Origin of the sequence: Pseudideonella sakaiensis (genome assembly GCF_048320135.1) — a bacterium.
In the GTDB taxonomy this organism is placed as follows: domain Bacteria; phylum Pseudomonadota; class Gammaproteobacteria; order Burkholderiales; family Burkholderiaceae_C; genus Ideonella_A; species Ideonella_A sakaiensis_A.
This window is the reverse complement of sequence record NZ_CP182947.1, coordinates 5,334,447-5,359,231: the sequence shown is the minus strand read 5'-3', so window position 1 is coordinate 5,359,231 and position 24,785 is coordinate 5,334,447. Positions and strand designations below refer to the sequence as shown.

General features: G+C 66.6%; 25 protein-coding genes and 1 tRNA gene. 11 read left to right on the top strand and 15 right to left on the bottom strand.

Annotated elements, in window-relative coordinates; all coding sequences use genetic code 11:
• Positions 1-97 precede the first annotated feature (97 nt).
• Positions 98-1,102 carry a LysR substrate-binding domain-containing protein gene (locus ACNH6H_RS24540; RefSeq protein ID WP_418320890.1) on the bottom strand — a complete coding sequence of 335 codons (1,005 nt, stop codon included), beginning with the start codon at positions 1,100-1,102 and terminating at the stop codon, positions 98-100.
• A 112-nt stretch (positions 1,103-1,214) separates the two neighbouring features.
• On the opposite strand from ACNH6H_RS24540, the gene ACNH6H_RS24535 reads away from it, so the two are divergent.
• From ACNH6H_RS24535 to ACNH6H_RS24500, 8 genes are all read left to right on the top strand, one after another.
• On the top strand, positions 1,215-2,195 hold the full coding sequence (locus ACNH6H_RS24535) for a Bug family tripartite tricarboxylate transporter substrate binding protein (protein WP_418320889.1): 981 nt from the start codon (positions 1,215-1,217) through the stop codon (positions 2,193-2,195).
• Entirely contained in the window at positions 2,192-3,496 is a 1,305-nt protein-coding gene (locus ACNH6H_RS24530) for a sulfatase (RefSeq protein ID WP_418320888.1), read from the top strand. The genes ACNH6H_RS24535 and ACNH6H_RS24530 overlap by 4 nt, the downstream gene beginning before the upstream one ends.
• A 134-nt stretch (positions 3,497-3,630) precedes the next feature.
• Entirely contained in the window at positions 3,631-4,080 is a 450-nt protein-coding gene (locus ACNH6H_RS24525) for an NfeD family protein (RefSeq protein ID WP_418320887.1), read from the top strand.
• Between the two features lie 50 nt (positions 4,081-4,130).
• Positions 4,131-5,057: an SPFH domain-containing protein gene (locus tag ACNH6H_RS24520; protein WP_418320886.1), complete on the top strand. Its 927-nt coding sequence runs from the start codon at positions 4,131-4,133 to the stop codon at positions 5,055-5,057.
• Between the two features lie 15 nt (positions 5,058-5,072).
• The gene (locus ACNH6H_RS24515) at positions 5,073-5,441 is read left to right on the top strand and encodes a DUF2237 family protein (protein WP_418320885.1); all 369 of its coding nucleotides are present in this window, start codon (positions 5,073-5,075) and stop codon (positions 5,439-5,441) included.
• Between the two features lie 43 nt (positions 5,442-5,484).
• Entirely contained in the window at positions 5,485-6,114 is a 630-nt protein-coding gene (locus ACNH6H_RS24510; RefSeq protein WP_418320884.1) for a DUF1353 domain-containing protein, read from the top strand.
• 60 nt (positions 6,115-6,174) lie between these two features.
• Positions 6,175-6,264, top strand: a tRNA-Ser gene (locus ACNH6H_RS24505).
• A gap of 294 nt (positions 6,265-6,558) precedes the next feature.
• Positions 6,559-7,908: a spinster family MFS transporter gene (locus ACNH6H_RS24500; protein WP_418320883.1), complete on the top strand. Its 1,350-nt coding sequence runs from the start codon at positions 6,559-6,561 to the stop codon at positions 7,906-7,908.
• A gap of 54 nt (positions 7,909-7,962) precedes the next feature.
• On the opposite strand, the gene ACNH6H_RS24495 is transcribed toward ACNH6H_RS24500, so the two are convergent.
• From ACNH6H_RS24495 to ACNH6H_RS24430, 14 genes are read right to left on the bottom strand one after another with little or no spacing between them, the layout of a single operon-like run.
• Positions 7,963-8,811, bottom strand: coding sequence for an isocitrate lyase/PEP mutase family protein (locus ACNH6H_RS24495; RefSeq protein WP_418320882.1), 849 nt, complete (start codon positions 8,809-8,811; stop codon positions 7,963-7,965).
• Positions 8,808-10,022, bottom strand: a complete 1,215-nt coding sequence (locus ACNH6H_RS24490; protein WP_418320881.1) for an acetyl-CoA hydrolase/transferase family protein — start codon at positions 10,020-10,022, stop codon at positions 8,808-8,810. Before ACNH6H_RS24490 ends, ACNH6H_RS24495 begins: the two co-directional genes overlap by 4 nt.
• A 14-nt stretch (positions 10,023-10,036) precedes the next feature.
• Positions 10,037-11,161: a hypothetical protein gene (locus ACNH6H_RS24485; protein WP_418320880.1), complete on the bottom strand. Its 1,125-nt coding sequence runs from the start codon at positions 11,159-11,161 to the stop codon at positions 10,037-10,039.
• 3 nt (positions 11,162-11,164) lie between these two features.
• Positions 11,165-11,626 carry a hypothetical protein gene (locus ACNH6H_RS24480; RefSeq protein ID WP_418320879.1) on the bottom strand — a complete coding sequence of 154 codons (462 nt, stop codon included), beginning with the start codon at positions 11,624-11,626 and terminating at the stop codon, positions 11,165-11,167.
• Entirely contained in the window at positions 11,623-12,651 is a 1,029-nt protein-coding gene (locus ACNH6H_RS24475) for a phosphotransferase family protein (RefSeq protein ID WP_418320878.1), read from the bottom strand. The genes ACNH6H_RS24480 and ACNH6H_RS24475 overlap by 4 nt, the downstream gene beginning before the upstream one ends.
• On the bottom strand, positions 12,642-13,040 hold the full coding sequence (locus ACNH6H_RS24470) for a Zn-ribbon domain-containing OB-fold protein (RefSeq protein ID WP_418320877.1): 399 nt from the start codon (positions 13,038-13,040) through the stop codon (positions 12,642-12,644). The genes ACNH6H_RS24475 and ACNH6H_RS24470 overlap by 10 nt, the downstream gene beginning before the upstream one ends.
• A gap of 5 nt (positions 13,041-13,045) precedes the next feature.
• Positions 13,046-14,206, bottom strand: a complete 1,161-nt coding sequence (locus ACNH6H_RS24465; RefSeq protein WP_418320876.1) for a thiolase family protein — start codon at positions 14,204-14,206, stop codon at positions 13,046-13,048.
• Positions 14,207-14,210: 4 nt separating this feature from the next.
• Positions 14,211-15,200, bottom strand: coding sequence for a Bug family tripartite tricarboxylate transporter substrate binding protein (locus ACNH6H_RS24460; protein ID WP_418320875.1), 990 nt, complete (start codon positions 15,198-15,200; stop codon positions 14,211-14,213).
• A 25-nt stretch (positions 15,201-15,225) separates the two neighbouring features.
• On the bottom strand, positions 15,226-16,386 hold the full coding sequence (locus ACNH6H_RS24455) for an acyl-CoA dehydrogenase family protein (RefSeq protein ID WP_418320874.1): 1,161 nt from the start codon (positions 16,384-16,386) through the stop codon (positions 15,226-15,228).
• On the bottom strand, positions 16,386-17,606 hold the full coding sequence (locus ACNH6H_RS24450; protein ID WP_418320873.1) for a CaiB/BaiF CoA transferase family protein: 1,221 nt from the start codon (positions 17,604-17,606) through the stop codon (positions 16,386-16,388). The genes ACNH6H_RS24455 and ACNH6H_RS24450 overlap by 1 nt, the downstream gene beginning before the upstream one ends.
• An 11-nt stretch (positions 17,607-17,617) precedes the next feature.
• A complete protein-coding gene (locus ACNH6H_RS24445) occupies positions 17,618-18,517 on the bottom strand; it encodes a cyclase family protein (RefSeq protein WP_418320872.1) in 900 nt (299 codons plus the stop codon).
• A 19-nt stretch (positions 18,518-18,536) separates the two neighbouring features.
• Entirely contained in the window at positions 18,537-20,126 is a 1,590-nt protein-coding gene (locus ACNH6H_RS24440; protein WP_418320871.1) for a class I adenylate-forming enzyme family protein, read from the bottom strand.
• 11 nt (positions 20,127-20,137) lie between these two features.
• Positions 20,138-20,695 (bottom strand): flavin reductase family protein, encoded by a 558-nt coding sequence (locus tag ACNH6H_RS24435; protein ID WP_418320870.1) that lies wholly within the window; start codon positions 20,693-20,695, stop codon positions 20,138-20,140.
• Between the two features lie 19 nt (positions 20,696-20,714).
• Positions 20,715-21,788, bottom strand: a complete 1,074-nt coding sequence (locus tag ACNH6H_RS24430) for an LLM class flavin-dependent oxidoreductase (RefSeq protein WP_418320869.1) — start codon at positions 21,786-21,788, stop codon at positions 20,715-20,717.
• A gap of 225 nt (positions 21,789-22,013) precedes the next feature.
• Here ACNH6H_RS24430 and ACNH6H_RS24425 point away from each other — a divergent pair, with 225 nt between their 5' ends.
• The 3 genes from ACNH6H_RS24425 to ACNH6H_RS24415 are packed head-to-tail and all read left to right on the top strand — an operon-like array spanning position 22,014 to position 24,780.
• Positions 22,014-22,778, top strand: a complete 765-nt coding sequence (locus tag ACNH6H_RS24425) for a hypothetical protein (RefSeq protein ID WP_418320868.1) — start codon at positions 22,014-22,016, stop codon at positions 22,776-22,778.
• A gap of 20 nt (positions 22,779-22,798) precedes the next feature.
• Positions 22,799-23,581, top strand: a complete 783-nt coding sequence (locus ACNH6H_RS24420; protein WP_418320867.1) for an IclR family transcriptional regulator — start codon at positions 22,799-22,801, stop codon at positions 23,579-23,581.
• A complete protein-coding gene (locus ACNH6H_RS24415; protein WP_418320866.1) occupies positions 23,578-24,780 on the top strand; it encodes a CaiB/BaiF CoA transferase family protein in 1,203 nt (400 codons plus the stop codon). Before ACNH6H_RS24420 ends, ACNH6H_RS24415 begins: the two co-directional genes overlap by 4 nt.
• Positions 24,781-24,785 lie beyond the last annotated feature (5 nt).

Genomic DNA, 24,785 nt, shown 5'->3' with positions numbered 1-24,785 from the left:
CGGTGAACCGGGCTAGTTTTGTTGGACGGGATTCGACCCGCAGTGTAGATGCCTCTGCGGCGCTGACTGCAGAGCCCCGCACTGCCGCAGCCAACGGTCAGCGCCCGCGCCGGGACGACGACGGGATGCGGATCGGCCGGCCCGGCGACGCAGGCCGGCGCAACGGGTCTGTCCGCAAGCGGCGCGCCTGGATGCGCAGCAACTCGGCCAGGTCGCCCGCAGCCGGCGCGAGCGGCGCATCACTGCGCGCACTGAGCCCGACCGCGCGTCGCGTCGCGCCGAGGTCGATGTCCACCACACCGAAGCGGCCGCTGGCCAGTTCCTGCTCGACGACGCCCGGCGCACAGAACCAGACCACCTCGCCCTGCGCGACAAGGTGCCGGCCGAAGGCATCCGACAGCGTCTCGACCAGTCGCGGCGGCCGGCTGACACCGCCGCCGATCAGCACCGGATCGAGGGTCGCGCGGATGATGGTGTTGTCGTCCGGCAGGATCACCGGGTATTCACAGGCGCGCGCGACGCTGACCGCGGTCTCATCGAGCAGTGGGTGGCCCGCAGCGGCCACCAGCACCAGCGGCTCCTCGTACAGCGGCTCGAACGACAGATCGAACATCAGCGAGGCGTCGCCAAGCCGGCCGACGACGATGTCGAATTCGCGCTCGCGCAATCTCGACAGCAGGCTGATGTTCGTGCCTTCGACGACCCGGACCACCGCATTCGGATGCTGGATCTGGAACTGCCGCACCGCTGCCGGCGCCAAGGTCGACGCCGCGGTCGGCAACACGCCGAGCGTGACCGTCGGCGTGCCGCTGGCGGCGCCGTCGCGTCCCCCCGCCTGCTCAAGGCCGTCGCCGAGCAAGGCGAGCGCGCGCTGCACCTGCTCGAGCAAGCGCTCGCCACAGGTGGTCGGCAGCAGGCCGCGGCGGGTGCGATCGAACAGCCGGTCGCCGACGATGAGCTCGAGTTCGCTCAGCGATTTGGAAACTGCCGACGGCGTACGCGACAGTTGATCGGCAGCGGCCTGCACCGAGCGGCCGTCGCTGATCGCCAGCAGCGCCTGCAGATGACGCAACTTCAGCCGCGGATCGAGCGTTACCGCCATGGGTAAACCCGCATGTTGATTTCCATTTTCTCAGTCAAATGGGCGAATTGGTCACCACAAGTGAGCTTTAAGAAACTTAGGATAGCCCATCCACAACAGATCAGGAGACGACATGGCCCGCTTCACCTTCACCCGCCGCACCGCATGTGTTGCGCTGGCAGCAGCAGCCACGTTCGCAGCCCTGCCGGCGGCAGCACAGAACGGCTTTCCGAACAAGCCGATCCGCATCGTCGTCGGCTTTGCGCCTGGCGGGCCGACCGACATGATTGCGCGCGCCGTCGGCCAGAAGATGTCGGCCTCGCTGAAAACCAACGTGATCGTCGAGAACAAGCCCGGCGCCGGCGGCAACATCGCGGCCGGCGACGTTGCCCGCGCCGATGCCGACGGTTACACGGTGCTGTTCGGCATCGACACCACGTTCACGATCAACCCGGCGCTGTACGCGTCGATGCCGTTTGCGCCCGACGCGCTGAAGCCGCTGTCGATCATCGCGTCGTCCGGCCTGCTGGTCGGCACCCATCCCGCAGTCGGCGCGAAGACGCTGGCCGATCTGGTGGCCAAGGCGAAAAAGGACGCCGTGACCTTCAGCTCGGCCGGCAACGGCAGCCCCGGCCATTTCGCGGCCGAGATCTTCGGCGACGCGACCGGCGGCAAGATCATTCACATCCCGTACAAGGGCAATGCGCCGGCAGTGCTGGCGGTGCTGTCGGGCGAGGTCAATGCCGGCATCCTGGCCACGCCGGGCATGGTGCCGCACGTCAAGGCCGGCAAGATCACGCCGCTTGCGGTGACCAGCCGCCGCCGCTCGCAGGTGATGCCCGATGTGCCGACGGTTGCCGAAGCCGGCGTCAAGGAACTGGAATTCGAGGTGCTGCAGGTCGCGATGCTGCCGGCCGCCACGCCGCCGGCGGTGGTTGAGGTGCTCAGCAAGGCGATCAGCGATGCGCTGCAGCAGCCGGATCTGAAAAACCAGCTTGCACAGCTCGATTCGATCATCGAGAACCAGTCCGGCGCCGCTGCGCAGCAGCGCCTGGATGCCGCGAAAACCCGATACGCACGCATCGTCAAGTCGACCGGAATGAAGAGCGAATGACGAATTTCGTCTTCATCCTCGCCGACGACCTCGGTTATGCCGACCTCGGCTGTTACGGCGGCCGGGCGGCGGCGATCAGCCCGGCGCTGGACCGGATGGCGGCCGAAGGCATGCGTTTCACTCGCTCGTATTCGAACTCGCCGGTCTGCTCGCCGACCCGGTTTGCGCTGATCACCGGGCGCTACCAGTACCGGCTGCGCGGCGCTGCCGAGGAACCGCTGACCGGCAAATACCGCGGCAGCACGACGGTCGGGCTGCCACCCGAGCATCCGACGCTGCCATCGCTGCTGAAAACCGCCGGCTATCAGACGGCGCTGATCGGCAAGTGGCACCTCGGTTATCCGCCGCATTTCTCGCCGCGCAAGAGCGGCTACGACCACCATTTCGGGCCGCTGTCCGGCGGCGTCAGCTATTTCACCCACCTCGACCGCGGCGGCAATGCCGACCTGGTCGAAGACGGCGAGCCGGCCGACCACCAGGGCGCCTACCTGACCGACCTGCTGAGCGACCGCGCAGTCCAATACATCGAGCAGCGCGCTGCCGACCGCGCACCCTTCCTGCTCAGCCTGCACTACACGGCGCCGCACTGGCCGTGGGAGACGCGGAATGGCCGCGCCGAGCCGCCGATCACCGGGCCGACGCTCGGCCACCTGCATGGCGGCTCGATCCACGTCTACCACCAGATGGTGCGTGAACTCGACGAAGGCATCGGCCGCGTGCTCGATGCACTCGACGCCGCCGGTCTCGGCGACGATACGCTGGTCGTCTTCACCAGCGACAACGGCGGCGAGCGCTTCTCCGACAACTGGCCGCTGGTCGGTGGAAAGATGGACCTGACCGAAGGCGGCATCCGCGTGCCGTGCATCGCGCGCTGGCCGAAGACGATCGCTGCCGGCGGCGTCAGCGAGCAGCATCACCTGACGATGGACTGGATGGCGACGATGCTGGCCGCCGCCAACGTGGCGCCTGCTGCCGACTTCCCGCTCGATGGCGTCGCGCTGCAGCCGGCACTCGCAGATGCCGGACATGGCTTTGCCCGCCCGATGCACTGGCGGATGAACCACCGCCAGCAGCGCGCGCTGCGCGACGGGCGCTGGAAGTACCTGAAGGTCGACGAACACGAATACCTGTTCGACGTCGAGACCGACGAACGCGAACGTGCGAACCAGGGCCGGCTGCAGCCCGAGCGGCTGGCGTCGATGCGCGCCGCCTGGGAATCGTGGGACCACGCGATGCAGCCGATTCCGGTCGATGCCGGTGTATCGCTGGTCTACGGCAGCGCCGACATGCCGCAACGCTGATCGTCATCGCCGCATGACGCCGCCGGCGGCGCACTGCCGCCGGCGGCGCACGCTCGGCACCGTACACTCGCGCCAGAACCGGGCCCGGCCATCGATGGCCACCAGGCGCCGGTCGTCGCAGGCCGAGGAGCGTCATGTTCGAAAGCTGGAATCCGGCAACCCTGTGGTGGCTCGCGGCCGGGATCGCGGTGGTCGCCGAACTGGCCAGTGGCAGCTTCTATCTGTTGATGGTCGCATTCGGCCTGGCCGCCGGCGCGATCGCCGCCCACCTCGGTGCCGGCGGCACCGCGCAGGTCGTCATCGCCGCCTTGATCAGCGGCGGCGCGACGGCGCTGTGGTATCTGAAGCGCTCGCGTCATCCGAAATCGGCCGCCGCGCGCGAAAACCACGACGTCAATATCGACATCGGCGAGGAAATCCGCGTCGACGCCTGGTCGCCGGAGCGCACCGCCCGTGTCGTGTACCGCGGCAGCACCTGGCTGGCGCGGCTGGCGCCCGGCGCGCCGGCGGCGCCCGGCCGGCACCGCGTCAGCGCCGTCGAAGGCAACTGGCTGGTGCTGAGCCCGCTGGAACCGGCGGCTTGAAGCGCCGTAGCAGCTTGCGCACAATCGACTCATCGCACTGAAAGCACCCCATGGAAATCGCCCTCGTCGTTGCCGTCATTGCGGTGATCTTCATCGTCCGCACGTTCAAGATCGTGCCGCAGCAGAATGCCTGGGTCGTCGAGCGGCTCGGCAAATACGACCGCACGCTGACGCCGGGGCTGAAATTCGTGATCCCGTTCGTCGACCGCGTTGCCTACCGCCATTCGCTGAAGGAGGTGCCGCTCGACGTTGCGAGCCAGATCTGCATCACGAAGGACAACACCCAGCTGCAGGTCGACGGCATCCTCTATTTCCAGGTCACCGACCCGATGCGCGCGAGCTACGGCTCGTCCGATTACATCTTCGCGATCACCCAGCTTGCGCAAACGACGCTGCGCAGCGTGATCGGCCGGATGGAGCTCGACAAGACTTTCGAGGAGCGCGACATGATCAATGCCGCGGTCGTCAACGCGCTCGACGATGCGGCCACCACCTGGGGCGTCAAGGTGTTGCGCTACGAGATCAAGGACCTGACGCCGCCGGCCGAGATCCTGCGCTCGATGCAGGCGCAGATCACCGCCGAGCGCGAGAAGCGCGCATTGATCTTCGCTTCCGAGGGCCGCAAGCAGGAGCAGATCAACATCGCCAACGGCGAGCGCGAGGCCTTCATCGCGCGCTCCGAGGGCCAGCGCCAGGCCGAGATCAACAATGCGCAAGGCGAGGCGGCCGCGATCATCGCGGTGGCCGATGCGACCGCCGACGCGATCCGCAAGATCGCCGATGCAATCCTGCAGCCCGGCGGCGAACAGGCAGTGCAGCTGAAGGTCGCCGAACGCGCGGTCGACGCGTTCGGTGAACTCGCGAAAAAGAACAATACGATGATCGTGCCGGCCAACATGAGCGAGGTGTCGGGGCTGATTGCCACCGCGATGGCGCTGATCCGCCAGCCTGCGCAGCATCAACCGCCTGCCGGCTGAACCAGGAGCTCGACGATGGCCTTCAATGTGCTCGGCACCGAACTGCTGCCCTGTTCCTATGACCCGCTGACCGGTTTCTACCGCGACGGCTGCTGCAATACCGGTGACGATGACCTGGGCAACCACACGGTGTGCGTGAAAGCAACGGCGGAGTTTCTGGCCTTCTCGGCCAGCCGCGGCAACGATCTGTCGACCCCGCGGCCCGAATTCCGCTTCCGCGGCCTGCAACCCGGCGACCGCTGGTGCCTGTGCGTGCAACGCTGGAACGAAGCCCACGCCGCCGGCGTCGCGCCGATGGTCGTGCTCGAGGCGACACACGAAAACGCACTCGAATTCGTCAGCCTCGAGACGCTGAAGAGCCACGCGCTGCGGAAGGTCAGCTGAGGGCTGGCTGACAACGATGTGGGCGGGTCGCCGATGGCTGGTCTTGCTGCTGGCGGTGTCGATCATCGCGCTTGGCTGGCTGCTGCTGCCGACCCTGAAACGTGCGCCACCGACCGCCGCCTTGCGCCCTTTCGGCGACGAACGGGTATTCATCCTGCTCGAGGATCTGGTCTGGGAGATTGGCGACAGCGGCCTCGCGCTCACCGTTCCATCGGGCTTCGTCACCGACCTTGCATCGACGCCACAAGCCTTGTGGTCCCTCGGCTACACCCAGAACGGCCCCTATGGCCGCGCGGCGATCATCCACGACTGGTTGTACTGGACCCAGCCCTGCAGCCGTGGGCAGGCGGACCGTCTGATGTTGAAGGCGATGCAGGAAAGTGCAGTCGACCCAACCACCGTTTCGCAGATATTCGTCGCGGTCTCCCGTTTCGGCAGCAAGGCTTGGCAAAGCAACGCCAGCGAACGCGCATCCGGCGCCTTCCGCGTACTGCCGCCTGAGCACAGACGACCTGCCGATCCCAACCAGCGCTGGGCCGAATATCGCCGTCAGCTTTCTTCATCCGGTATCCAGGAACCACATGTCCCCTTCGATCCGCGGGTCTGCGACCTCGCCGACCGGATCGCCGTACCGAGCGTTTCGCCGGCCCCGCCTCCGCTGACCGGTGGCTGATCTCCGGCGCGCCTTACAACCGAGGTCCCACGCCCGCCATCGGCTAGAATCGCCGGCTCCGGAGAGATGGATGAGTGGTTTAAGTCACACGCCTGGAAAGCGTGCGTGGGGTAAAACCCACCGCGGGTTCGAATCCCGCTCTCTCCGCCAGACGACAAGCAGAAACGGGCCTTCGCGGCCCGTTTTTTTTGTCCTGTACTGATTCAAGTCGACTCGGCAAGCCACATCCGGTGACGCATGGCTGTCCGCGTTGTTTAGTCGGGCCCTGTCAGTCCCTGCTGGCCACGGTCGGAACGAAGTCCTCAGGTGCAGCGACAAGCCACGCCAGTCAGCCGAGCGGCCCGCTATGCTTGATGACTACGTGAAGGAATCAAAGCATGTCGTCGAGGGTGGCAGCCAAAACAGCAATCGCCTCGTGGCCGGAGTCTCGATCACCCGGCTGCGATGACTGACTGCAGCACCGAGCCGCGGCCTGGCGAAGGCCGGCCGGCCTATGCGTGGTATGTCGTGGTCGTCCTGATGGTCGCCGCGGCACTGTCGCTGGTCGACCGCCTGCTGATCGCGCAACTCGTCGAGCCGATCAAGCGCGATCTGCAGATCAGCGACTTCCAGGTCAGCCTGCTGCAGGGGCTCGCGTTTTCGTTGACCTTTGCGATCGCCGGCATTCCGATCGGCCGGCTGGTCGACCGCTCGGTCAGGCGCACCATCATTGCGGCGGGCATCACGTTCTGGAGCCTGATGACCGCGGCCGGCGGATTCGCCACCTCCTACCTGCAACTGTTCCTCGCCCGCGCCGGCGTCGGCATCGGCGAGGCTGCACTGGGGCCGGCCGCCTACTCGATCATCAGCGACTATTTCTCGAAGTCGCGACTGCCGCTGGCGATCTCGATCTTCGTGCTCGGCACTGCGGTCGGGTCGGGTCTGTCCTTCGTCGTCGGCGGATTGATCAGCCACATCGCCTCGCAACCCGAGGTTGCGGTACCCGCAATCGGAACGATGCGCGGATGGCAGGCCGCATTCATGCTGGTCGGCCTGCCGGGCGTGCTCCTGGCCGCGTTGATCATGACGCTGCGCGAGCCTCGCCGTCGTGGCGTGCTGACCAGCGGACGACCGGCGACGGTTGCCGAAGTCGCGGGCTTCCTGCGCGAGCGCTCGCGCCTCGCGTGGTGTTTCGTGATCGGCATCGGCGCGGCGTTCACCGTCACCTATGCGCTGCTCGGTTGGCTGACCAGCTATTTCATCCGGGTCCACGGCGCTTCACCGCGGGATGTCGGCGCACTGCTGGGTGCAGTGATCCTGACGATGAGCACCGTTGGCATCGTCGCCGGCGGAATGATTTCGAGCCGGCTGCTTCGGCTCGGCATCAAGGATGCGACGCTGCGCACCTCGCTGATCGGCATGGCTTTGGCGGTTCCGCTGCTGATCGCAGCGCCGCTGATGAACAGCGTGATGCTGTCGGTGGCGCTGTTCGCGCCGGCGATCCTGCTGTCGAGCATCTTCATTTCGCTCGGAACGTCGACGATCCAGCTGGTGACGCCGAACGAGATGCGCGGCCAGGTCTCGGCACTCGGCCTGATGCTGACGACGGTCCTGGGCTCGGTGCTCGGCCCCAGCCTGGTCGCGCTGTGCTCCGACCATCTATTTGCCGACGAAAAGAGCATCGGCCTCTCGCTGTCTTTGGTATGCGGCGCAATGGGCCTGTGCGCGACGATCGCGCTGGCACTTGCGCTGCGGCCGCTTCGCGAGGCGGTGACCGCTGCGAATGCCTGGAGTTCGAGCGACGACACGGTGTAGCGGCGTGCGGCTTGAAGCAGCACTTGCTGGTGGCCGATGCAGAACCAGCGCTTCTCAGCTGGGCTTCCCCACCACCCGCTGCCGCTGCGCAAACGTCGCAACCAGCCCGCTGTCCTCGTCGAGCCGGCCGCTCTCGCGCAGATGCGTCAGCGCCTTCGTCATGCCGAGCAGCGCGCCCTGCAGTGCTGCATTGGCATAAAGCACGATCGAAAAACCCATGCGTGCGTACTCGGCGGCATCGAGCGTCGGCGTCTTGCCGCCGATCACGACATTGACCAGTTGCGGCACCGACAGCGCCTGCGGAATCTGGCGCAGCTCGTCGATGCTGGTCGGCGCCTCGACGAAGGTCATGTCGGCGCCGGCTTCGATGAACAATCGCGCGCGGTCGATCGCTGCTTCAAAACCTTCGACCGCGCAGGCGTCGGTGCGGGCAATGATCAGAAAATTCTCGCTGTGCCGTGCGTCGACCGCGGCCTTGATCTTCGACGCGGCGTCTGCCGCAGTGATCACCGACTTGTCGTCGAAGTGGCCGCATTTCTTCGGCATCACCTGGTCTTCGAGCTGGATCGCATTGGCGCCTGCGCGCTCGAGGGTGCGCACCGTATGACGCACATTCAGTTCGTTGCCGAAGCCGGTATCGGCATCGACGATGATCGGCAGCTCGACGGCGTCGCGAACCGCGGCGGTATGTTGCGCCAGATCGCCGAGCGTGATGTAGCCGAGATCGGGCATGCCATAGAAGGTATTCGTGATCCCCGCACCCGACAGGTAGACGGCCTCGAAGCCGAGTTGCTCGATGACACGCGCGGCAAGCGCATTCGCCGCGCCGGCCACGACGATGCCACGGCGCTCGGCGATGGCCTGTTTCAGCAGTTCGCCGGGTGCCGGACGCCGTGGATTCATTGGCTTGTCGATTCGATCAGTTTGTCGCGGTGCCTGGCATGCGCCAGTTCCGCAAGCATCAGCTTGCGCTCGTGCAGCGTCGTCGCCCGGATGTCGGCGACGCCGTGCTCGGTGACGATGATATCGACATCGCTTTGCGGCGAGGTCACGTGCGTGCAGCGTGCAACGATGCGGCTTTTTGCATCACCTGCCGTCGACGCCGGCAGCGCGACGATCGCCAGCCCGCCGTCGGACCGGCGAGCTGCCCTGAAATAGTCGGTCTGACCGCCGACCGCGCCGACATACCGCTGGCCGAGAATTTCTGCGTTGACCTGGCCGCTCAGGTCGACCTCGATCGCCGAATTGATCGCCATCAGCGGCGAGCCCGCAATCGGCACGACAAGTTGCGATGGCGCCGCAAACCCGAGGATGCCGTCGCGCGACAACGACTGATACAGGCTTCGACTGCCGACCGCAAGCGAGGCCAGGCAGGCTTCCGGACTCTCCGTATCGATCGCCCCGCTGTCGAGCAGCTCGGCAAACCAGTCGCCGACCATGCCGGAGCGGATCTTCAGCTTGCGGTGGCCCTTCAGCGCATGCGCAATCGCGACCGCCAGCCCGCCGATGCCGAGCTGCACGGTGGCGCCATCGGGCACCAGTTGCGCAACGCGGCGGGCAATCTGCCGCTGCACCTCGCCGGGCACCTCGGGGGGCGATTCGAGCAGCGGTGTGTCGCTCTCGCGCGCAACGATGACACGGCTGCTGTGCAGACGGGCGCCGCCGCGAGTCACCGGCAGGTTCGGGTTGACCTCGACGGCGACGACACGCGCGGCCTGCACCGCATCCCAGACATAGTCGAGCGTGCAGCCGAGGCTGTGATAACCGTCGGCATCGGCCGGCGCCACCTGCAGCAGCACGACGTCGGCCTGCAGCCTGCGCGACGCGATCAGCGACGACAATTGCGACAACGAACACGGCATCACGCGGGCACGGCCGCACGCAACCAGATGGCGCACCGTGCCGAGCCCGCAATAGGTCGACACCTGCAGCGCGTCCGGCACATCGGCCTCCCAGGCCGGATTCAGCGACAGGCCGCAGAAGGCCTCGATGGTGCCGATGCGGGGCGCCAGTTCGAACAGCTCGGCGACCAGGCCGACCGGTTCTGCGGTGGCCTGGCCGATGACGATGTGGTCGCCGGCGCGCAGGCAATCGGACAGACGGGACGTGGTCATCTCGCTCGAGCCGTTCAGCCGCCAGACCTGAGCTGCAGATGCTCAGGCAGCTTGCCGGCGATCGTCAGCGTCATGCTGCCGGCTCCCTGGCTCGATTCGCCATCGAGATCGGCAGCCAGCCCGACCGGCTGGATGCGGTGCCAGTGCTCCTTCTCCCTGCCGTCCGGATAGACGATCTTCGACGGATGCGAAACGTCCCAGACGTCGGATTCGAGAACGTTTTCGCCGCGCCAGGCGCCGAGACCCTTGCCGTCGTCATATCCGCCGCTGTAGCCGAGGCCCTGCATCGCGATCGACGAGCCGCGTGCCTCGACCGCCAGCCGCAGCCGCCGGCCGTCTTCCAGCGTCACATTGACGCCGGCGGTGCGAAAACGCCGCGTGCCCTCGTGCAGTTCGACATCGAGCTCGATCTTCGTCGCGTGATGCTGCGCCTGGGTTCGCCGATCGGTGACGACGCCGGTCGTATACGGCGTATCGTCGCCACGCGCCGAGAACAGCAGCGAGCCGCTCATCGTGTCGGTCGAGAAGAAGAGGAAGGACATCACATGCCCCTTCTCGGCCAGCGTCAGCTTCGGGCCGGTCACCGGCTCGGGCACACCCATGCCACGTCGCACGCCCCAGGAATGGTCGCGGCAGGCCCACCAGCGGTCGATTGCGACGCGCTGGCCATCGACCTCGAGCCAGCCGCTGGCGATGCCGATCTGGTCGAAGCGACGGTAATCCTCGACGGTGCGGCTCTGCAGGCGGGTGTAGTGCGGATGCTCCTCGTGCGCCGGCTCGACGCATTCCCAGCGGATCTCGCCGTGTGGTGCATGGTCGCCGGCAGCGATCTCGATCGCGAAGGATTTCAGCGGCTCGACCGGGCGCACGCGCAGCGGCCCGCAGACGGTGTCGACGCTGCCGTTCAGCGAGCGCGACACGCGCAGGTTGTATTGCCGGCCGTCGACGATCATCACCGCGCCGCCGTCGAGCACATTCATGTTGCGATAGGCACCCATCGTGACCTGGATCGCGACGCGGCCATCCGGCGAATAAATTGCGAACCAGTAGCGGTCGAACCAGCGCGGGTCGCTGGTCCAGACATGGTCGAAGGTGGTCGGCAGCTGGTGCCAGAGCGTGTCGTCGAGCGGTGTCAGCATGGGTCAGTTGGTTGGTTTCGAGGCCTGGCTCGGGGCCGTTGCGACATAACGCATCGGCATCCGCGATGCGCGCTCGGTCATGTGGTGCACGATCGTGCGGTGCTGCTCGCGCGCCAGCCCTTCGCAACAGACGGCCGCGGCCAGCAGTTCACGCAGGCCGCGGTTGCGCTCATCGAGCGCGGCGGCATCGGCAACGTCGGGTTCGGGCTCGGCCAGCGCCGCGCTGACGCGCGCAGCCAGCTCATCGGGCAGCGAATCGCGCAGCGTCGCCAGCAGCCCCGCGCTGGCCTGGTTGTCGTGGCGAAGAAAGCCGGGAACCGCCGGCAGCGCAGCGGTCAACATCCGCAGGTTGGCGATCAGGCCGTCGAGAATCGTCCGCGCGAATGGCTCGCCGACGCACGGTGCAACCACCGTCTCGAGGATCCGGCAGGTGCCCTGCAACTGGTCTTCGACGGTCGGCTTCATCGCGCCGCTCCTTCCATCATCTGGAACATCGGCCGGAACAGCCAGGTCGGCGTCTGGAATACCCGGTTGTAGCGGCCGGCGACAAATTCGGCGACGGCGGTCAGCTGGATCACCGACAGCTTCCAGCACGAGAATACGTTCCACCAGCGCAGGTCGGCCTCGTCGACGTTGCGGCCAGTCAACTCGCGATAGGCCTGCACGATCTGCGGCGTTTCCCAATGGCCGGCGATCTGATGCTCGCGTTTTCTGACCGGATTGGTGATCCAGCCGAGGTCCTCGAGCGGATCGCCGAGGTGGGCGGTTTCCCAGTCGAGCTTGGCGGTAATGCGGCCGCCATCGACCAGCGCATTGCCAGGCTTGAAGTCGCCGTGCACCAGCACGATCGCCTCGGCTTGCGGCGCTTGGCGCTTCAGCCACGCGAGCACGTAATCGAGCTCCGGATGCGGTTCCAGCTGTGCCTTGCGGTATTCAGCCTCCCAGTGCGCGAGCTCGCGCAGCGACGGCGGGCCATCGGGCAGGCCGAGGCTCGCGTCGAGGCCGCGGCCTTGCCAGTCAACTGCATGCATGTTGGCCATCAACTCGATGAAGCCGCGGGCCAGCGCCAGCCGCGCATCGAGCGAGCCTTGGCCGTTCAGGATCATGTAGTCGCAGCTCCCGGGCATGCGTTCCATCACGACCGACGGCGCGCCCAGCCATTGCCCTTCCGGGTCCATCCAGAAGACCTTTGGCGCCGGCACCGGTGTGCCGTCGAGCGCCTGCAGCACCGCAAATTCGCGTTCCCGCTCGGTATTGAGCAGCGTGCCCGAGGCATCGCGCATCAGCATCAGCGGATGGGCGTGTGATCCTGCGCTATCGGTCCAGCTGGCGTCGAACGACCAGTTTTCGCGCGACAACCCGCCGGCGCTCCGGACCAGTCCGCGCAGCACGATGTCGCGTGCCGACGGAATCGAGTCGACGATCAGGCTCTTCAATCCTTCGACCACCTTTGCGCCGGGGTCGAGTTCGGCGGCTGTCATCATTTGCATCGCGAAAACCACAATTCGGCGCGCTCGCCGTCTGTTTCGAAGTGACCGATCACCGGTTGGCCGATCTGCAACTCGCCGCCGTTCCAGCGGCCGAGCGCACGAACGCCCTCCTCCAGATCGACCGTCACCAGCGCGTAGGGCAGCTCGTCGCGAAATGCCGGGTGGAAGGCATGGTGGCTGACGGTCCAGCTGTGGATGGCACCACGCCGCGACAGCTCGACCCAGTCGACGCCGCTGTCGTGGCAAGCGGTGCACAGCAGCCGCGGGTAATGGCGCAAGGTGCCGCATCCGGTACAGCGCTGCACCACCAGTCGCCCTTCGCGGGCAGCCTGCCAGTAGCCGCGCGACAGCGGCAGATCCGGCGGCAGCGGCTTGCTGGTCTCTTCCATCGTTTTCAACCTCTGCGGAGGATGGCAACCGCGCCGTCCCCCATGTCGCCGTAGCCGGTCACCAGCCCGAGCTCGGCATCCTTCACCTGCGCCCGGCCGGCATCGCCGCGCAGCTGGCGCACCGCCTCGACGATGTGGTTCAAACCCCAGACATGCGCCTGCGACATCAGGCCGCCGTGGGTATTGGTCGGCAGCTCGCCGCCGAGCCGCAGCCGGCCACCCTGCACATATGGGCCGCCTTCGCCCTTTGCACAAAAACCCAGCGCCTCGAGCTGGCAGATCACGACATAGGTGAAGCAGTCGTAGAGCTCGGCGAAATCGATGTCCTGTGGCGTCACGCCGGCCATCCGGAAGCAGCGCTGTGCAGCCTTCTCGACGCCGAGCCGCGTCATGTCGGGCCGCTGCGTGATCGAACCCGGCGAATCCGGATGCCCCTCGGCAACGCCGGAAATGAAGACGCGCCGATGCCGCGTATCGCGCGCCGCGTCGGCCGAGCTGACGACGATCGCCGCGCCACCGTCGCTTTCCAGGCAGCAATCGAGCAGCCGGAACGGATCGGCGATCATCCGTGAATTGCGGTGATCGTCGAGCGTGATCGGCTTCTTCATCAGCGCGTTGTCGTTCAGCAGCGCATGCTCGCGGCAGCTCACCGCGACCTCGCCGAACTGCTCCGACGTCGTTCCATAAATCTCCATGTGGCGTCGCGCCATTGGCGCATACAGCTGCGCCGGCGCGATCGCACCGATCGGATATTCGAATTCGGTCACGTAATGGAACTGCGGCATCGAATGGATGCGCGCACCGGCGCGGCCGCTTGCTGCCGCGGCCGAGACATTGCGGCCGAAGGTGATCAGCACGTGGTTGCAGGCGCCGGCAGCCACCGCGGCAGCCGCCGCCTGCAGCGCCATCACCGGGCTCGCGCCACCGTGCGGGATCAGCGCCGAAAAACGCAGGTCGTCAAAACCGAGGTTGTCGATGAAATCGTCGGCAGTCCCGCTGACGATGCCAATCGGTATCACGCCATCGATCTCGCGCGGCCGCAGGCCGGCATCGGCGATTGCCTTCAGCGACGCCTCGAGCTGCAGCTCGAACGCCGTGCCGGTTGCACCGCGCTGGTAGGCGGTTTCGCCGACACCGCTGATGCAGGCCTTGTCGCGCAGGCTCATTGCCTCATTCCACCTTTGCGCCGGAAATCCGCACGACCTCGCGCCACTTCGCGCGCTCGCGTTCGGCGAATGCCGCAGTCTCGGCCGGCGTCGACGACACCGCGAGCGAGCCGGCCTGCAGCCACTGTTCACGCGTCGCCGGCTCGCGCGACAACTCCTGGATCGCCATCGACAGCTTGTTGACGACCGCTGCCGGCGTGGCCTTCGGCACGACGAATGCGCCCCACGACGTGATGATGAAATCGGGCACGCCGGCCTCGGCCATCGTTGGCACCTCCTGCAGCGTCGGCCAGCGCTCGCCCATCGTGATCGCCAGCGCCTTCACCTTGTTGGCGCGGATCAGCGGCATGTAGCTCGCGATGTTGTCGATCGCGAAATCGACCTGGCCGCCCATCAGCGCCGGCATCGATTGGGCAGCGCCGCGGAACGGCACGTGCAGTGCCTGCAAACCGGTGCGGTTGCCGAACAGCGCGCCGGACAGGTGCGGCGTCGTGCCGACACCGGCCGAACCGTAAGTGACGCCTTCCGGTTTGCGGCGCGCCCACTCAATGAACTCCTTCACCGAATTCGCCGGGTGCTCGGGCGGCACGACAAAGACGTTGCAGTTTTCCCAGATCTTCGAGACGTAGGCGAAGTCGGCCACCGGGTCGTACGGCAGCTTCGCATACAGGAACTGGTTGATCGTCAGCGTGCCGATCGTCGCCGAGCCGATCGTGTAGCCGTCAGCTGGCGACGACTTGACCGCCTCCATGCCGATGTTGCCGCCGGCACCGGTGCGGTTGTCGACCGCCCACGGCTGGTTCCAGCGCTGCTGCAGCCGTTCCGCGAGGCGGCGGGTCAGCGTATCGGCCGCGCCGCCGGCCGAGAAAGGCACGATCACCTTGACCGGCGCCTGCGGCCAGTTCGTTTCCTGCGCACGCAGCAGCGGCACCAGCCCGGGTGCCAGGCCCATCGCGGCACCAGCTTGCAGAAGAACGCGTCGATTGATGGACATGGATGTCTCCTAGATGGTTGCGGGCTCAGCCGGCCCGCTTCGGCCGTGGAAGGATGTCGTTGGCGATGATCTGTTTCATCACTTCGGCGGTGCCGCCGCCGATTCGCGTCATCCGCGCATCGGCAAAGGCACGGGCGATCGGGTATTCCCACATGTATCCCCAGCCACCGAAGAACTGCAGGCAGTGGTCCATCACCTTGAACTGCAGGTCGGTCGTGACCAGCTTGCAGGACGCCGCTGTGACTGGGTCGAGCTCACCGCGCAGGTGCAGTTCGAGGCAGCGGTCGACGAAGACACGCTGCGCGGTCACCTCGGCGTGCAGCCCGGCGAGCACGAAACGGGTGTTCTGGAAATCGGCGAGCGTCTGGCCGAACATCTTGCGGTCGGCGACATAGTCGCGTGTCCACTCAAGCGCCGCCTCGGCCGCGGCAACGGCCCGCACCGCCTGCACCAGCCGCTCCTGCGCCAGCTGCGTCATCAGGATCTTGAAGCCGCCGCCCTCCTCGCCGAGCAGATTCGCGACCGGCACCCGCATGTCGGAAAAAAACAGCTCCGAGGTGTCCTGCGCCTTGCAGCCGATCTTCTCGAGCTTGCGGCCGCGTGCAAAGCCGGGCCGGTCGGTCTCGACCAGCAACAGGCTGACACCGCGGCCGCGCGCCGTCGGATCGGTCTTGCAGGCCAGCAGCAGCAGATCGGCGCTGTGGCCGTTGGTGATGAAGACCTTCTGGCCGTTGACGACATAGTCGTCGCCGTCGCGGATCGCCTGCGTGCGGATTGCCTGCACATCGCTGCCGCCGGATGGCTCCGACATGCCGAGCGCGACGACCACCTCGCCGGTCGCCATCTTCGGCAGCCATTTTCGTTTCTGTTCCTCGGTACCGAAGTCGACCAGATACGGCGCGACGATGTCGGAATGCAGGTAGAAGGTCGGGCCGGTGGCACCGGCGCGCGCCATCTCCTCGACCAGGATCGCGCTGTACAAAAAGTCGCCACCGATGCCGCCATATTCCTCGGGCACGTTGCACAGCAGCAGGCCGAGTTCGCCGGCCTTGTGCCACAACGAGCGCGGCACCTGGCCGTCCTTCTCCCACTGTCCGTGGTGCGGCGTCACATGCTCTGCGACGAAGCGGCGAACGGTGTCGCGGAAGGCCTCGTGCTCGGGCAAAAAGATCGCGCGCGGGATCATCATGCGTCCTTGCCGCGGCAGGCGCCGCCGGCGGCGGTCAGGCGCTCGATTGCCACATCGTCGTAGCCGCATTCACGCAGGATCTCGGCGCTGTGTTCGCCGAGCCGCGGCTGTGGGCGCGTCATCTGCATCGGCGATGCGCTCATCTGCAACGGGCTTGCCGTGTAACGCAACAAACCCTCGCTCGGATGTTCGGCGACATTCCAGAAGCCGACGCTTTCCAGGTGCGGGTCGTGCACCAGGTCCTCCAGCGTATTGACGACAGAAAACGGCACGTCCGCCTGCGACAGCAGCGCCAGCCATTCGGCATTGGTTTTGCGCGCCGCCTGCCGCTCGACCTCGTCCCAGACCTCGCGGAAATGTTTCTGCCGCGCCGGAAAGGTCGCAAAGCGCGGATCGTCCATCACCTGCGGCTCGCCGGCCAGCTCGAAGAAACTGCGCCAGTTGTCGTCCGAATACGGCAGCAGTGCAAGATAACCGTCCTTCGTCTTGTACGGCCGGCGCGATGCGGTGGCGACCGGCTGGTAACCCATCGGCCCGAGCGGCGGCTCGAAGCAGTGGCCCCATTGGTGCTCGAACATGTTGAAGGCGACCAGGCTTTCGAACATCGGCACCTCGACCTTCTGGCCCTGCCCCGACATCGCCCGGTGTGCGACCGCGGCGACGATGCCGAGCGCGGCATGCAGACCACCGACCTTGTCGGCCAGGATGGTCGGCATGAAACGCGGCTGGCCGGCGATCACCGATTGCAGCTGCGCGAGGCCCGACGCCGCCTGGCCGATATCGTCATAGGCCGGCCGGCCGGCATAGGCGCCCTGGCTGCCGTAGCCGGTCACGTGGCAATAGATCAAACGTGGGTTGTCGCGTGCCAGCGCCTCATAGTCGAGGCCCAGTTTTCTTGCCGCCGGTTCGCGCAGAGAATGCAGCAGCACATCGGTTTCGTCGAGCAGGCGCCGCAGCACCTGCTGGCCTTCTTCGGTCTTCAGGTTGACGACGATGCTGCGTTTGCTGCGGTTGCTCGACAGGAAAAACGATCCCATCAGCGGCGAGCGGCGCGGGCCGATCGATCGCGTCAGGTCGCCCTCGGGCGGCTCGAGCTTGACGACGTCGGCGCCCATGTCACCGAGGTACTGGCCGGCGACCGGACCGAAGATCATCGATGCGATCTCGAGCACGCGCACGCCCGCCAACGGGCCGAGTGGTTGCTTGGTCTTGTCCATCGAGCCGCGCCTCAGAGGACGGCCACCGGCGCCAGCGGGCTGCCGGTGCCGCCGACAAACGGCAGCGCCGCCGCGACGAACAGGAATTCGCGGCGTTTCGTCGCAACCAGTTCCTCGAGCTGCAGGCCTTCGAGCAGCGGAATACCGTAGTCGCGGATCACGCACTGGTGGACCGGGAAGACGGTGCCTTCGGCAAACGGCAACACCTCGACCGCATAGTTGTCGGCGCCGATCATCGCAACGTCCTGCTGCGCAAGCCACAGCCCGGCCTCGTGATCGATGCCGGGTTCGGCGTTGAAGTCGACATCGGCCTTGCCCAGATTGGCAGCCAGCCAGCCGGTGTGCAACAGCACCGCATCGCCCGGCTCGAGCTGCAGCCGAGCTGCTTCCAGGCAGGCCTGCAGATCGCTGCGCGTGATGACTTCGTCGGCTGCGAGCGCGCGGCCGCGCAATCCGACGACGTCGAGCAGCACGCCGCGGGTGACCGCCGGCGGCATCTTCTCGACGCCGAGCAGGGTTGCGCCGCTGGTGCTGCGCATCGTGTTCTCGCGGTAGTTGTTGAACATGCGGCCATCGCACCAGGCGTGGCACAAGGCGTCGATGTGGGTGCCGATGTGCAGCGGCATCACGACCGTGTCCTCGGCAAACTGGAAACCGCCGGGGCGGTTCGCACCGGCCGCATAGTCGCCGCCGTCGCGGCCCATGAAATGCTGCAGGCCTGAGCGGTGCCGCGGCACCGGCGTGCGCCGCGACAGCGGCTGGGCAAGCCGCAGCACCTGACCGCTGCGAACCAGGCCGGCGGCGCGCCTGACCTGATCCGGTCCGATCAGGTTCAGCGCACCGGCTTCATCGTCGGCGCCCCAGCGTTGCCAGGCGTTCGGCCGCTCGTTGCTGTAGGTCGTCTCGCTCATCGTCTGTCCTTGGTGAGCTTCATCTGAGGATGGTGTGCAGCTTCATCTTCTGCACCTTGCCGGTAGTCGTCAGCGGCAGCTGCGACTCGGTCGTGAAATGAAACCGGTGCGGCACCTTGTAGGCGGCCATCTCGGCGGCACAGAAGCGCTTCAGTTCATCGGCGCCCGGCTCGCTGCCGGCTTCGGCGACGATGATCGCGACCAGCGCCTCGTCGAGCGTCGAATGCGGCACGCCGATCACATAGGCGGTGCGCACGCCGGGATGGCGCATCAGCACTTCCTCGACTTCGGCCGGCGCGATGTTGATGCCGCCGCTCTTGACCATTTCCTTGGTCCGGCCCTTGTAGTACATGCGGCCGTCGGCATCGAGCATGCCGAGGTCGCCGGTCATGAAGAAGCCGTCGGCGTCGAAGGCCTCGGCGGTTTTTTGCGGGTCCTTGAAATATTCCTTGACCAGCGGCCCCTTGACGCGGATCTCGCCGACCTCGTCGGCAGCCAGCGGTGCGCCGGTCTCGAGGTCGCAGATGCGGATCGTCACGTCGGGCAGCGGCCGGCCGACCGACTGCAGCCGCACTTCGAGCGGATCGTCGGCATCGGCGACGGTGCAGTTGCCATAGGTCTCGCTGAGGCCATAGACGTTGCAGATGCCGTGCACGCCGATCTCGACTGCGCGCATCACCTGCGCCGGCGTGCCGATCATCGCGCCGCTGCGCAGGCTCGACAGGTCGCGGTCGGCGCGTGCCGGATGCTCCCACAACGCCTGCACGATATTCGGCGTGCCATAAAGAATGGTGCAGCGCTCGCGCTCGATCAGCGCCAGCGCCTCGGCGGCATCGAAGCTCTCCTGCAGCACGACGCAGCCGCCGTGCGTCAGCAGGTTCGGCACCGCATTGACGATGCCGAAGCTCCAGAACAGCGAGACGACCAGCCACAGCCGGTCTTCGTGCGTGACATGCTGGCGCTCGCCGATGTGGAAGGAGTTGCGCACCCATTGGCCGTGTTGCAGCAGGATGCCTTTCGGCGCCGCCGTCGAGCCGGAGGTATAGAGCAGCATCGCGACATCGGCCGGCCGGGTGGCCTGCGCCGCCGCATCGACATCGGCCTGGGCGATGCGTTCGCCGAGTTGCAGCACCTCGTCCCAGGCAATCTCGCCGGCGGCCGCATCGAGTTGCACCGGAGCGGCTGGATCGGCGGCAAGCCAGACCGTGTGCTGCAACATTGACAGCTCGCTGCGATCGAGGCCGCCGAGCAGCGCACGGAAATCGAGGCGCCGCAACCGGTCGGTCGTGATCAGGCAGCGAACCTCTGCATGGGCCAGCGTATAGGCCATCTCGCGCGCCGAAGACCAGGTATTGAGGCCGACCGAGATCGCGCCGATCTGCTGGATCGCGAGGAAGGACAGCAGCCACTCGACGCGGTTGCCCATCAGGATCGCGACATGGTCGCCACGCTTCAGCCCGAGCGCGAGCAGGCCGCGGGCAAGCCGGTTCGAATCGTCGAGCAGCTGCGAATAGGTGCAGCGCCGCCGCCCGTCGACGACCGCCTCGCGGGAGCCGTAGCGGGCCGCCTGCTCCTGCAGCAGCTGCGGAATCGTCTGACTTTCTGGCATGTTCATGTGATTCAGCCCAGCCCGTCCCAGACCGCGTCCAGGTCGGACTCGGCGGTTGGCGAACGCATCGGCAGCGCGGTGCAATAGCGGCCGGCATTGAAGATCAGCGGATCGCCGTCCGCATAACGGATGCGGCGCACCTGGCCGATGAACAGCACATGGTCGCCGGCCTCGAGACTGCGCTCGGTGCTGCATTCGAACACCGCGAGCACATCCGACAGCAGCGGCGCGCCGTCCAGGCCCTCCTCGACCGCCAGGCCGGCAAACTTGTCGGCGCTCGGCGTCGCGAAGCGGTGCGAGATGTCGGCCTGATTCGACGCCAGCACATGGATCGCGAAGTGGCCGGCGGCGAGAAAGCCCGGCAGCGACGCCGATTTGCTGACCAGGCTCCACAACACCAGCGGCGGCGACAGCGACAGTGCCGAAAACGAATTGGCGGTCAGCCCTTCGCGCTTGCCGCTCGGCGCACGCGTCGTGATGACGGTCACGCCGGTCGAGAAGCGGCCCAGCGCATTGCGCAGTTGCCGCGGATCGTGCGTGCCATCCAGCAGGACTTCGCTTGTCGGCATGGCCGGAATCTCCGTGCGGTCAGTTCAGCAGCGGCAAGACCTTCTCGGCCATCAGTCGCATCGAATTGCGCGCCAGTTCGCGGTCCTTCCAGTCGACGCCGGCATACAGCAGCGTGCCGAAGCGGCCCGTTTCCTCCTGCAGCGACATCAGCTGGTCGGCAACCCGGCCCGGAGATCCGTGGATGACCAGCTTGTTGACGACATCTTCCAGCGTGACCTGGTCATCGGGCATCTTCGGATCGCTCTTGAACACGCCGAGTGCGCCGCGGCGCTTCAGCTTGTTGAACAGCGAGCGGTAGTAGTAGTAATAGGGGCCGTCGCTGCCGGTCGCGTAGGCCTTCGCGGTCGCATCGTCTTCGGCGACGAAGACGGTCTTCGCAACCCGCCAGTTGGCCGGATCGGCCGTGCGCCCGGCGCGTTCGCAGCCTTCGACATATTTGCCCCAGTGCGAAGCGACCCACTTCGGCAGCAGGAAGTTGGCCGAGATCGGATCCCAGCCGCGCGCCGCCGCTTCGGTGATGCCCTGCGAGAACGGCGCCACCGCAGTGACGACGATCGGGGGGTGCGGCCGCTGCAGCGGCTTCGGCACCGTGCCCATGCCGGTTTCCGGAATGAAGGTGCGCTGCGTCGTCAGGTTCCAGAACTGGCCCTGGATGTTGTACGGCGGCTCGGTCGTCCACAGCTGCAGCAGCTGGTTGATCGCCTCGAGGAACATCGCCGGGCGCGGCATGTCCATGTTGCCGAAGATCTCGGCATCAGATGGCAAGGCGCCCGGGCTGATGCCGAGCATGAAACGGCCACCGAGCAGGTGGTCGAGCATCGCGATTTCGCCGGCAACCGCGGCCGGATGGTGGTTCGGCATGTTGATCGTGCCGGTGCCGAGCTTGATCTGCTTGGTCGCATCGACCAGCGTCGCGAGGAACATCGCCGACGAGGTGATGTTTTCCTCCGGATCGGTCGCATGCTCGCCGCAGTAGGCCTCGACGAAGCCGAGCTGGTCGGCCAGGATGAAGACCTCCCGGTCCTCGCGCAGCGATTGCTGCCAGTCCTTGCCGATCGGATGCATGGGCATCGTGAAAAAACCGAGCTTCATAAAGCCTCCAGGTGTCGTTGCAACGGGCGCCGGCAGTTGCCGGATTCGGCGGGCGCGACTTCGATAATTCGAAATCTAATCTCCATTTTCGAAAAAGTCTAGCAGGACTTGCAGGCTGCCACAAGCGCGCGTTTTCCACCGCTTGACGCGCCGGCAGAAGGCGGATATTTTTCCGTTTATCGAATTCTGTTTCCGAACATCGAAACGTCGCGATCAGAGGCCTGAATGATCAGCTACCAGACGCTCAGCCAGTCACAAACGCGGCGCCGCACCGTCAGCAAGCCGCAGTTCGTCGGCTTCGTCACCGACATGATCGTGCCGGCGGAAGGCCCGCCACCGCGGCCGCAGGCTTTCCTGGTCGAGCAGCAGGCGGACTGGACACTGCCGTCGCATTTCCACCAGGAGCATCAGTTCCAGCTCTTCGTCGCCGGTGGCGGAACGATCGGCCGCAATCCGATCCCGCCGCTGGCAGTGCACTACGCGTCGCCGCACACCGGTTACGGGCCGCTGATGTCGGGCCATGGCGGGCTGTCCTACCTGACGCTGCGCGCCGTTGGCGATACCGGCGCCTGGTATCTGCCCGAGCGCCACGAGTCGAATCTGCGCATTTCGAAGCGGCAGGTCCACGGCGCGCCGGCGCAGCAGATGACCATCGACGCCGTCGCGGCGCTGCCGGAGCCGCTGCAGGAGAGCCTGATCGCAGCCGAGCCGGATGGCCTGGCCGCGTGGCTGCTGCGGATGCCGGCCGCCGCCTTCGCCGACGAGCCGCCGGGCGCCGACACCGGCGGCGGCCGCTTCTATGTGGTGACGCAGGGCAGCCTGCGATTGCCGGATGCCGAAGTCGAGGCGCTGGCGACGATCTGGGTCGGTGCATCGAGTGCGCTGCCGTTGCAGGCCGGCGGCGCGGGGGCCGAAGTGGTTGTGCTGCAATTCCCGGCCGTCGCGTCGAGCTCGTTCATCGAGGCGATGAAGCTCCCTCCACTTCCCTGAATGCCGAGAACAACAACACCATGAGCCCTGAGCGCTATCTGAGAACCTTCGACATCCTGAAGCTGCTGGTCGAGCGCAAGGAGCCGCTGCGGCTGACCGAGATCAAGCAGGCGCTGGACCTGCCGGTCAGCAGCCTGCACAACATGCTGCAGACGATGGTCGCCGCCGAGGTCGTCACCGTCGACGACGAACTGCGCTACAGCGTCGGGCCGCGCACGATCTCGCTGGCGCTGCGCACGGTGCAGTCGCTCGACGTGCGCACGATCGCCCGCCGGCCGTTGCAGGACCTGGCGCGCGAGATCAACGACGATGTCTACCTCGCGCAGCGCGTCGGCGACCGCGTCTTCTATGTCGATCGGGTGCTCGGTACCCAGCGCATCTCGCTCGACATCCGGCTCGGCGTCACGCTGACGCTGCACAGCACCGCAACGGGCAAGTTGTTCGCGGCCTTCGACGACGCGCTCGCCGCGAAGGCGCTCGGCGGCAAGCTGATGAAGCTGACGAAGCTGGCCGCCAACACGATCACCGACCCGGAACTGCTGCGCAAGGAATACGCCCGCATCCGGACGATGGGCTATGCAAAGAGCAACGAGGAGTCGATTGAAGGCATCGTCGGTTATGCGATCCCGATTCGCGACGGCACCGGCGCGGTTGCCGCCGCGGTGCATGTCTCGGTGCTCGCTTCGCGCGCAACGGCGGCCCACGAAAAGGCGCTGCTGCCGGCCGCGCGTGCCTGCGCCGAACAGATCGAGCGCCTGCTCGGTCGCGAATCCGGCCGCAGACAGCTGCAGGACACGGCATGAGCGAGAACAACAAGCCAAGCCTTCCGGCCGGCGCGCTCGCCGGCATCAAGGTGCTCGATGCGAGCCGGCTGCTGCCGGCTGCGTTGTGCACGCAGATGCTCGGCGACCTCGGCGCCGAGATCCTGAAGGTCGAGGAACCCGGCCGCGGCGACTACCAGCGCAGTTTTCCGCCGATCGGCAAGGTCGATTCCGGCACCTTCCTGCTGTGCAATCGCAACAAGCGCAGCATGACGCTGAACCTGAAGCACGATGAAGGCAAACGGGTCTTCAAGGAACTCGCCGCGCAGTCGGACGTGATCGTCGAAGGTTTCCGCCCCGGCGTGATGGACCGGCTCGGACTCGGCTACGAGGCATTGCGCGCGATCAACCCGCGCCTGATCTATTGCGCGATCTCCGGTTATGGGCAGGACGGACCGTACCGGCGCGTCGCCGGCCACGACCTGAACTATCTCGGCGTGATCGGCGCGCTGCCGCTGTTCGGCAAGGCCGGCGAGGGGCCGATGGTGCCGGGGATGCTCGCCGCCGATACCGGCGCCTCGCTGACCGGTGCCTGGGCGATCCTCGCTGCGGTACTTGCGCGCCAGCACACCGGCGAAGGCCAGTTCGTCGACGTCTCGATGATGGACACCGCGATGGCCTTTCTGACCTACCACGCCGCCGAGCCGCTGTTCGGCAATGTCGATCCACGCGGCGGCGAATACCGCAATACCGGCGGCGCGCCGTGTTACGGCATCTTCCGTTGTGCCGACGGTCACTATGTGACGCTGGGCGCGCTAGAGGACCACTTCTGGGCCCGCTTCTGCGACCTCGCCGGCGTGCCGGAGCTGAAGAACGAGCAGTTCCCCGAAGGCGAGGCACGCGAGCGCCAGTTCAGCCGGCTCGAGGCGGTTTTCCGCCAGCGCCCACGCCAGCAATGGGTCGACCTGTTCTTCGAGCACGACATACCCGGCGGGCCGGTCAACACGATGCGTGAGGCCTTCGACGACCCGCACATGCGGGCACGGCAGATGCTGCTGCATGTCGACCACCCGGTCGAAGGCCGCATCCCGCAACTCGGCTTTCCGGTCAAGTTTTCCGGCACACCGGCGCGCATCGATGCGCCGCCGCCGACGCTCGGCCAGCACACGTCCGACGTGTTGTCCGCGCTCGGCTACGACGCCGCGCGGATTGCCGAGCTCGGCCGCAACGGAACGATCTGACGACC

Coding starts and splice junctions, on each gene's coding strand:
- ACNH6H_RS24540 (WP_418320890.1), bottom strand. CDS start 1,102: ATGGCGGTAACGCTCGATCCGCGGCTGAAGTTGCGTCATCTGCAGGCG.
- ACNH6H_RS24535 (WP_418320889.1), top strand. CDS start 1,215: ATGGCCCGCTTCACCTTCACCCGCCGCACCGCATGTGTTGCGCTGGCA.
- ACNH6H_RS24530 (WP_418320888.1), top strand. CDS start 2,192: ATGACGAATTTCGTCTTCATCCTCGCCGACGACCTCGGTTATGCCGAC.
- ACNH6H_RS24525 (WP_418320887.1), top strand. CDS start 3,631: ATGTTCGAAAGCTGGAATCCGGCAACCCTGTGGTGGCTCGCGGCCGGG.
- ACNH6H_RS24520 (WP_418320886.1), top strand. CDS start 4,131: ATGGAAATCGCCCTCGTCGTTGCCGTCATTGCGGTGATCTTCATCGTC.
- ACNH6H_RS24515 (WP_418320885.1), top strand. CDS start 5,073: ATGGCCTTCAATGTGCTCGGCACCGAACTGCTGCCCTGTTCCTATGAC.
- ACNH6H_RS24500 (WP_418320883.1), top strand. CDS start 6,559: ATGACTGACTGCAGCACCGAGCCGCGGCCTGGCGAAGGCCGGCCGGCC.
- ACNH6H_RS24495 (WP_418320882.1), bottom strand. CDS start 8,811: ATGAATCCACGGCGTCCGGCACCCGGCGAACTGCTGAAACAGGCCATC.
- ACNH6H_RS24490 (WP_418320881.1), bottom strand. CDS start 10,022: ATGACCACGTCCCGTCTGTCCGATTGCCTGCGCGCCGGCGACCACATC.
- ACNH6H_RS24485 (WP_418320880.1), bottom strand. CDS start 11,161: ATGCTGACACCGCTCGACGACACGCTCTGGCACCAGCTGCCGACCACC.
- ACNH6H_RS24480 (WP_418320879.1), bottom strand. CDS start 11,626: ATGAAGCCGACCGTCGAAGACCAGTTGCAGGGCACCTGCCGGATCCTC.
- ACNH6H_RS24475 (WP_418320878.1), bottom strand. CDS start 12,651: ATGCAAATGATGACAGCCGCCGAACTCGACCCCGGCGCAAAGGTGGTC.
- ACNH6H_RS24470 (WP_418320877.1), bottom strand. CDS start 13,040: ATGGAAGAGACCAGCAAGCCGCTGCCGCCGGATCTGCCGCTGTCGCGC.
- ACNH6H_RS24465 (WP_418320876.1), bottom strand. CDS start 14,206: ATGAGCCTGCGCGACAAGGCCTGCATCAGCGGTGTCGGCGAAACCGCC.
- ACNH6H_RS24460 (WP_418320875.1), bottom strand. CDS start 15,200: ATGTCCATCAATCGACGCGTTCTTCTGCAAGCTGGTGCCGCGATGGGC.
- ACNH6H_RS24455 (WP_418320874.1), bottom strand. CDS start 16,386: ATGATCCCGCGCGCGATCTTTTTGCCCGAGCACGAGGCCTTCCGCGAC.
- ACNH6H_RS24450 (WP_418320873.1), bottom strand. CDS start 17,606: ATGGACAAGACCAAGCAACCACTCGGCCCGTTGGCGGGCGTGCGCGTG.
- ACNH6H_RS24445 (WP_418320872.1), bottom strand. CDS start 18,517: ATGAGCGAGACGACCTACAGCAACGAGCGGCCGAACGCCTGGCAACGC.
- ACNH6H_RS24440 (WP_418320871.1), bottom strand. CDS start 20,126: ATGCCAGAAAGTCAGACGATTCCGCAGCTGCTGCAGGAGCAGGCGGCC.
- ACNH6H_RS24435 (WP_418320870.1), bottom strand. CDS start 20,695: ATGCCGACAAGCGAAGTCCTGCTGGATGGCACGCACGATCCGCGGCAA.
- ACNH6H_RS24430 (WP_418320869.1), bottom strand. CDS start 21,788: ATGAAGCTCGGTTTTTTCACGATGCCCATGCATCCGATCGGCAAGGAC.
- ACNH6H_RS24425 (WP_418320868.1), top strand. CDS start 22,014: ATGATCAGCTACCAGACGCTCAGCCAGTCACAAACGCGGCGCCGCACC.
- ACNH6H_RS24420 (WP_418320867.1), top strand. CDS start 22,799: ATGAGCCCTGAGCGCTATCTGAGAACCTTCGACATCCTGAAGCTGCTG.
- ACNH6H_RS24415 (WP_418320866.1), top strand. CDS start 23,578: ATGAGCGAGAACAACAAGCCAAGCCTTCCGGCCGGCGCGCTCGCCGGC.